This window comes from Dehalococcoidia bacterium (assembly GCA_021295915.1).
Classification (GTDB): domain Bacteria; phylum Chloroflexota; class Dehalococcoidia; order Lucifugimonadales; family UBA1123; genus VXRN01.
The window spans coordinates 21,406-27,912 of record JAGWBK010000049.1 but is presented as its reverse complement, the minus strand read 5'-3'; the positions used below and the strand labels follow the sequence as shown (position 1 = coordinate 27,912).

At 59.1% G+C, this 6,507-nt stretch carries 11 protein-coding genes; 9 read left to right on the top strand and 2 right to left on the bottom strand.

Features of this window, described 5'->3' with window-relative positions; translation table 11 throughout:
* From J4G14_12995 to J4G14_12955, 9 genes are all read left to right on the top strand, one after another.
* On the top strand, positions 1-287 hold a 287-nt coding region (locus J4G14_12995; protein MCE2458707.1), incomplete at its 5' end, for an ATP-binding protein.
* A 103-nt stretch (positions 288-390) separates the two neighbouring features.
* On the top strand, positions 391-561 hold the full coding sequence (locus tag J4G14_12990) for a type II toxin-antitoxin system HicA family toxin (GenBank protein ID MCE2458706.1): 171 nt from the start codon (positions 391-393) through the stop codon (positions 559-561).
* Positions 558-911, top strand: coding sequence for a type II toxin-antitoxin system HicB family antitoxin (locus tag J4G14_12985; protein ID MCE2458705.1), 354 nt, complete (start codon positions 558-560; stop codon positions 909-911). The genes J4G14_12990 and J4G14_12985 overlap by 4 nt, the downstream gene beginning before the upstream one ends.
* A 119-nt stretch (positions 912-1,030) precedes the next feature.
* Positions 1,031-1,555, top strand: a complete 525-nt coding sequence (locus J4G14_12980) for a MaoC family dehydratase N-terminal domain-containing protein (protein MCE2458704.1) — start codon at positions 1,031-1,033, stop codon at positions 1,553-1,555.
* Between the two features lie 39 nt (positions 1,556-1,594).
* Entirely contained in the window at positions 1,595-2,023 is a 429-nt protein-coding gene (locus J4G14_12975) for a dehydratase (GenBank protein ID MCE2458703.1), read from the top strand.
* A gap of 182 nt (positions 2,024-2,205) precedes the next feature.
* On the top strand, positions 2,206-2,907 hold the full coding sequence (locus J4G14_12970; protein ID MCE2458702.1) for an alpha/beta hydrolase: 702 nt from the start codon (positions 2,206-2,208) through the stop codon (positions 2,905-2,907).
* Positions 2,908-3,246: 339 nt separating this feature from the next.
* On the top strand, positions 3,247-4,488 hold the full coding sequence (locus J4G14_12965) for an AAA family ATPase (protein ID MCE2458701.1): 1,242 nt from the start codon (positions 3,247-3,249) through the stop codon (positions 4,486-4,488).
* Entirely contained in the window at positions 4,485-4,700 is a 216-nt protein-coding gene (locus J4G14_12960) for a hypothetical protein (protein ID MCE2458700.1), read from the top strand. Before J4G14_12965 ends, J4G14_12960 begins: the two co-directional genes overlap by 4 nt.
* On the top strand, positions 4,685-4,957 hold the full coding sequence (locus tag J4G14_12955; protein MCE2458699.1) for a hypothetical protein: 273 nt from the start codon (positions 4,685-4,687) through the stop codon (positions 4,955-4,957). The genes J4G14_12960 and J4G14_12955 overlap by 16 nt, the downstream gene beginning before the upstream one ends.
* Positions 4,958-5,064: 107 nt before the next feature.
* Here the strand turns inward: J4G14_12955 and J4G14_12950 are convergent, their stop codons facing one another.
* Together J4G14_12950 and J4G14_12945 are read right to left on the bottom strand one after the other, a co-directional pair.
* The gene (locus J4G14_12950) at positions 5,065-5,874 is read right to left on the bottom strand and encodes an Mrp/NBP35 family ATP-binding protein (protein ID MCE2458698.1); all 810 of its coding nucleotides are present in this window, start codon (positions 5,872-5,874) and stop codon (positions 5,065-5,067) included.
* A 217-nt stretch (positions 5,875-6,091) separates the two neighbouring features.
* On the bottom strand, positions 6,092-6,403 hold the full coding sequence (locus J4G14_12945) for a metal-sulfur cluster assembly factor (protein MCE2458697.1): 312 nt from the start codon (positions 6,401-6,403) through the stop codon (positions 6,092-6,094).
* Between the last annotated feature and the right edge of the window lie 104 nt (positions 6,404-6,507).

Below are 6,507 nucleotides of genomic sequence, written 5' to 3'. Positions count from 1 at the left end.
ACGGAGGCGACCTGGTCAAGGAGGTGCTGCGCACCGCGTCAGGCGGAAAGATCTTCAGGTTCCGCGCCGTGACCGCCAGCCGTGGCAAGTACGCCCGCGCAGAGCCGATAGCAGCCCTCTACGAGCAGGGCAGAGTCCACCACGTCGGCACATTCCCTGACCTCGAAGACCAGATGTGCACCTGGACCCCCAAGGGTCCTGCCGACGTCTCACCCGACCGCATGGACGCCCTAGTCTGGGCCATCTCCCACCTAATCAACAGACCAATCACCAGAATATGGGTCTAACCCCAACACCCCCAACGAGACTGTGCCAATTCGTTTCATATCTAGGGGCTGTGAAAGAGGTGGCACGTCAAGGGGCATTGTGAGAGGCTAGATAAATGAGGCATTGCTGGTTGCGGCAGGGGTCGAAGTCACGGAAAGGGCCGGGTCCCGTGTAGGACTGAAAAAGGACAACCAGCGGATGGTTGTTCACAGACCTCACCCTCAGCCCGAAGCTGGTAAAGCGACGATGCGGTCAATAGCCAGATTTCAAGCTGCAGTAGGGGTACAACCATGATGGAGTACAAGGGATATATCGCAAAGGTTGAGTACGATGACTCTGTGGGAATGCTGCACGGAGAGGTCATTAATGCGGCTCCATATCCGATAGTTACGTTCGAGGCCTCAGGCGTAGATAGTCTGAAGCGCGAGTTTCACATATCCATAGACGACTACCTGGACTGGTGCGAGGAAGACGGCGTTGAGCCTCGTCGCGGGTTCTCCGGCAAGCTGAACCTTCGCCTTGGACCAGACTTGCACCGCCAGGTGTCGGTCGAGGCCGCAGCGAACGACCTGAGCATCAATGAATGGATAACGCAGACCATCTCCAGGGAGATAGAGGCCACCTCTGAGTTCGCCCAGATCTGAGGCTGTGACTGTCCTGGGCAGGGGCGCCAGACGCCTGATTTCTTGACACTCTTGAGCCTCGCACTTAAACTTTGCCCAGATTTGGCCGGAAGCATCGGCTACGTTCAGGAGCGGGCGGAATGACACAAGAACAGGAATCAGCAATCACCCCCGAGATGAGGGCGGCAGTTGGCGTGGAGTCCGAGGCCCATGTGAATGAGGTCGAGAAGGGCGCCATTATCAAGTTCGCAGTCGCCATCGGGGATACAAACCCCATCTATAACGACGAACAGGCGGCGCGGAACTCGAGGTACGGCGGCATCATAGCTCCGCCGACGTTCTTCCGAACGATGAGTTCAGGTCCGATGAAGGTGGACGTCAAGAGTCCGTACTCGGCGAACCTGGATGGCGGCAGCGACTGGGAGTACTATGAGCCAGTCCGGCCCGGCGACCGGATCTCCGTAACCACGCTGATCTCGAACATCTTCGAGCGTCCCGGCCGGCTGGGGAGTACAGGAACCAGTTCGGGAGGATGGTCGCGATCCAGCGCTCGACCGGGATCAGCTATCAGCCGTCCGAGGACGAGTAGAGGCAGGTTTCAAACCTGTCCCTACCAGGCAAGGCCCTTCACAACCCTCACCTCAATCCTCTCCCATCGAGGGTGAGGAGGCTACAGGAAAACCGCAACGCGAGGAGTTAGCACGATGACAGAGCAGGTCTACTTCGAAGATGTAGAAGAGGGAACGGAGCTGCCGGTACTGCGCAAGGACCCGACCACGCAGCAGCTGGTCAAGTATGCGGGCGCGTCCGGCGACTACTATCAGATCCACTACGATCTGAACTACGCAAAGAACAACGGGCTTCCCGACGTCATTCTGCACGGTGCACTGAAGAACGCCTTCCTCGGTCAGTTGGTGACCGACTGGATCGGCGAGTGGGGCACCCTCAAGAAGCTCAGCGTCCAGTACAGGGGCATGGATGTCCCAGGCACGCCTGTCTTCGGCAAGGGCGTCGTCAAGAAGAAGTACCAGGAAGGCGAAGAGAACTACGTCGAGTGCGACATCTGGCTTGAGACCCACGATGGTCAGCGCACAACACCCGGTTCCGCAGTCGCTACGCTTCCGAGCAGGTAGAGGCTCCGCCTCACGCCCTAAAAAGGATCCAAGAAGTCCCTTCTCCCCTGGCGGGAGAAGGTTAGAGCCTGCCCCGGACTTGATCCGGGGACGAGGGGGACTAAACCTGTCACCCTCACCTCAATCCTCTCCCATCAAGGGAGAGGAGGTATTTTGAAACCTCTGTGGAAGGGGAAGACCCCATGTCGACTTACGTCCTCGTTCATGGCTCATTTCAGGGCGGCTGGATATGGAAGCCCACCGCGGAGGTGCTGCGTCAAGCCGGGCACACCGTCTACGCGCCGACGCTCGACGGCTGCGGTGAGCGACACCACCTGATACGTCCCGGCATCACGATCGCCGCGCAGGCGCGCGAGGTCGCTGAGATGATGTTCTACGAAGACCTCAGCGATGTCGTCCTCGTCGCCACCAGCACCGGCGGTCTCGTGGTGTGCAAGACGGCTGAGCTTGCTCGAGACCGCATAAGTCGGCTCGTGTTCGTCGATGCGCTTGCCCCACAGGAGGGGGAGCGGGTGTCGGAGATCGTCCAGCGCGACCCCAACACGCCACCAATGCCGACGACCGAGCTTACGCGCGGTCCGACGCGGGACGAGCTTGAGACGCGGCTGTTCGCCGACCTCGAACCAGAGTTGCGCGCGTGGGCGGCTGATCGTGCCACCAAGCACCCCGTCGAGGCGTCCGATGCTCCGGGAGAGCTGGACGCGTTCTGGGCAACCGCGGGGAGCATTCCGGCGCGAGTGATCCGCTGCCGGCTGAGCGCCAACCCTCCAGAGGCACACCAGCGTCGAACTGCCGAGAGGCTAAACGCCGACTGGCACGAGATGGACGCGGGTCACTACCCCATGCTCAGCCACCCCGACGAGCTCGCGGGGCTGCTGGGGTAGAAGCCTGTCGTGGATGGCCCTCTCCCTCAGAGCTGACAGGGGTAGGAAACCGACAATTCCTTCGTCACCGGATCAAGTCCGGCGCAGGCTCTGAGCTTGTCGAAGGACACCCCCAGACCTTAGATTCCGGCTTCCGCCGGGATGACGATCTGAGAATGCCCACCCCTGTAAGCTCTCAGGGAGAAGGGGTTATTCGAAGATCTCCCCTAAACAACTGCCACAAGCGCTGTTCCTACGCCTACGCCTCCGAGTTTCCGGCGTTCATGGCGTACGAATTCGTAGCCCCCCAAGGCTGAACAGCCTTACCGGATGCTATAATCCGGCCAGAGTGTGGATCCAGTGATTACGAACATTACACTGCAAAACTTCAAATGCTTTCGCCGCATCAGCGTCGATCCGAAGCTGATCACGGTGTTCATTGGCCCCAACGGCACAGGCAAGTCTGGCGTGTTGCAGGCTCTCCTGTTGCTGAAGCAGTCGAGAAACAGTGTCGATCCTTTGGTCTTGGACGGCGAATTGGTACGGTTTGCGCCAGAAGCTTTCATGTGGCGAGGACCGGAATCAAGGGTAGATGGTGTTCGGCTATTCCTGTCTGGCTGCTCGGTCATAAACTCAGTAGAAGTACAGGTGCCGCTAGAGTTCAAAGTTGACTTACAGTACTCTGAACAAGCAAATCTGACTGCTGACCGCGGATCAACGAAGTGGTCGACCCCTGGCCAAGATTACGAGCTAACTTTTGCACGAGATGGCCAGATTCCCCAGGTTATAACCTCAGAGGGTCTCCTCCACTACATGGTTACACCTGCGGTCAACAGCTTTCGCATCATGTCCGGTTTGCGAGGTGATGATCCAACGTTACCTTTGTGGAACCAAGTGTCCCAAGTTCCTGTGAAGACGCTGTCTAAATTGGGGTTTGTTCCGGCAGCTAGAGGTTTAACTCAAGGTGTTTACGCGTTGGGTACAGAAACTTCCGATGACATTTCAGGTGCTGATGGCCTGGGAGCACAGGAGGACAACACGGCAACGACCCTGGCTTATTCCCGGCGTGAGGTCGAAAAAGTTTCCCTTCTTATGAAACAGATTACTGGTGTCGGCTTCAGAGTAGACACCGTTCCACCCCAATCGGCGAAGCCTGTCTCGGAATCTATTGCCGGTGACCTCAGCATTTTGGCTGAAGGCTTCGGTACTAACGCCTTGGTCCACCTGCTGTTCGAGTTAGTTAGAACCGTCCCGGGGGCGACGGTGCTGATCGAGGAGCCGGAGATTCACCTGCACCCCAAGGCACAGGCTGACTTGGCGTCGGTGCTGGCTGATCAGGCCACATCTGGCGATAAGCAGATGATCATTACCACCCACAGTGAGCATGTTGTAGGACGATTGTTGACCCTGGTTGCAGAGGGGAAGCTAGCCGCTGACGAACTCGCCATCTACTCCTTCGAGAAGGACGAGGGTGGAGCTTGCTCGGCTAGCGAGATCGAGGTGACAGACAGGGGACAGGTCAGTGGGGGGCTAAAGAGCTTCTTTGAGACCGATCTGGACGAAATGAAGCGGTACGTTGAGGCTCTACGCGCCAAGGTATGACTCCCCGTTTCATCCTCGACGAAAACATAGTGATCTTGGCTCAGCAGGGACTCGATGAATACGGGAGTCCCAACCCAAGATGCGCCGATCTAATTCAGCAGATCATTGAGATCTGCCACACGCTCGTGGTGGACGATGTCCTTTGGGATAAGTATGCGGAGCAACTGTACAGTCCCGGCTACCATCATCCCCCACCTTGGGTCCATTCCTAATTCGCGCTCTGTACAACGCTCTCACAGTCTCAGAGAAGGTAGATGGGCTTGGCCACACTGCGCCGACTGTGGATGACGAAGGGCTAATTCCAGATGGCAGCCAGGATGACGTGTATTTGGTCAGGCTAGCGGTAGAAACGGGGGCGGTCCTGGTAACTACAGATGGAGCGCTTCGGGACGACCTGGAGTCCTGCGGACTTCTCTCAAAGTACGACCTGACTGTAGTTTCTCCCGAGGACGCTATGGGACTGCTGTAGTTCGTCCCCAGCCCTCGCCCTCAAGGAGAGGGGCCGTCGGCTGGTATTCATGCCTGTCCGTGTACCCTCACATGCCCCGGTAAGCCTCAGGAAGAGGGGGTTATTCCCTACGCTACCGCCACCAGGGCTGAGCCTACGCCTTTGGCGATCTTGCGATACTCGTTGAGCACGGCGTCGTTGTTGAGCACCGTGGGTCGCGACATATCGCGGTAGTCGGCTCGCAGCTCGATGCTTCCCAGGAACGGGATGTCGAGGTGCTCCGCAAGCTCCTCGCCTGCGCCTGATCCGAACATTTCGCCGGACAGGTTCTCCACTACGCCCAGGACGTCGATCTGCAGCTTCTTGATCATGTTGACGGAGCGGATCGCGTCGATCTTCGCCAGCTCCTGAGGAGTGGTTACGACGACGAAGCCGTCCATCTCCAGCGACTGCATGACTGTGAGGGGCGCATCGGAGGTGCCGGGCGGAAGGTCCACGACCAGGTAGTCCAGCTCTCCCCAGGTGGTGGACTGCAGGAGCTGGTTGATGGCGTTGTGGATCATCGGCCCACGCCAGATGATGGCCTCTTCTTCGTCCTTCTGGAAGAAGCCCATCGACATGACCTTCACACCGAAGCGCTCCGGCGGGATCATCCTGCGGTCGTCAGCGGCCAGGGGCGCCTCGGTGACCCTCATGGCGCGGATGACGTTAGGGCAGTCTATATCGACGTCCAGGATGCCGACACTGGCGCCGTCGTTAGCGAGCGTGACGGCGAGGTTCACGGCGACCGTCGTCTTGCCGACGCCGCCCTTGCCGCTGTAGACGCCCACCTTGTGCTTGATCTGCCCCAGCGTCTCGGAGATCGCGCGCTTCTGCTCGAACTGGCGGCGCATGGCTTCGACCTTCGCCCTTGCCTGCGCCTGCTGCTGGGGGTCCATAGGGCCCCCCGGATTCCCCTGCGCATGCTGATGCTGGTGGGGATTCATTGGACTCTCCTGTCACGTGGTACGGGCGGGTCTCAAACCCGCCCCTGCGGGTACAAAGTTCAGGGGCGACCTGCCAGCCTGTCGAATCGACCCGGCATCGGGCGCCCCTGTGATTTTCTGGGTTCTTTTTGGTCGGGGTCTACTGTGAAGCGCCCCGACAGTCGGACCGCTAGTCGAGACCGAGAAGCTTCTTGCCCTGGTCGGTGATGAGGTCCGGGGTCCACGGGGGATCGAAGGTCAGCTCGACGTTGACGTCCTCGACGGTGTCCATCTCTGCGATGCGCCACTCGGCCTGCTGGGCGATGTACGGTCCCATGCCGCAGCCGGCGAAGGTGAGGGTCATCGTGACGTCGACGTTGCCCTCGTTGACCTCTACGCCGTAGACCAGTCCCAGGTCGACTACGTTGACGGGGATCTCCGGGTCGTAAACGTCCCTCAGCGCCTCATAAACTTCTTCAGGGGTGAGTGTTTGTGTGGTCATTGTGTGTCCTCCGGCGCTGGGGTGGTCAGCCATGCAGACGCACGGCCGAGTCAGTCCAATTGTAGCTTTGGGTCTAGTCGGTGTCAAAAAAAGATGGGCGGCTA

What these genes read in the sequence shown, in the direction of transcription:
- J4G14_12970 (MCE2458702.1), top strand. Translation starts at nt 2,206, where the DNA reads ATGTCGACTTACGTCCTCGTTCATGGCTCATTTCAGGGCGGCTGGATA.
- J4G14_12975 (MCE2458703.1), top strand. Translation starts at nt 1,595, where the DNA reads ATGACAGAGCAGGTCTACTTCGAAGATGTAGAAGAGGGAACGGAGCTG.
- J4G14_12950 (MCE2458698.1), bottom strand. Translation starts at nt 5,874, where the DNA reads ATGGACCCCCAGCAGCAGGCGCAGGCAAGGGCGAAGGTCGAAGCCATG.
- J4G14_12985 (MCE2458705.1), top strand. Translation starts at nt 558, where the DNA reads ATGATGGAGTACAAGGGATATATCGCAAAGGTTGAGTACGATGACTCT.
- J4G14_12945 (MCE2458697.1), bottom strand. Translation starts at nt 6,403, where the DNA reads ATGACCACACAAACACTCACCCCTGAAGAAGTTTATGAGGCGCTGAGG.
- J4G14_12960 (MCE2458700.1), top strand. Translation starts at nt 4,485, where the DNA reads ATGACTCCCCGTTTCATCCTCGACGAAAACATAGTGATCTTGGCTCAG.
- J4G14_12980 (MCE2458704.1), top strand. Translation starts at nt 1,031, where the DNA reads ATGACACAAGAACAGGAATCAGCAATCACCCCCGAGATGAGGGCGGCA.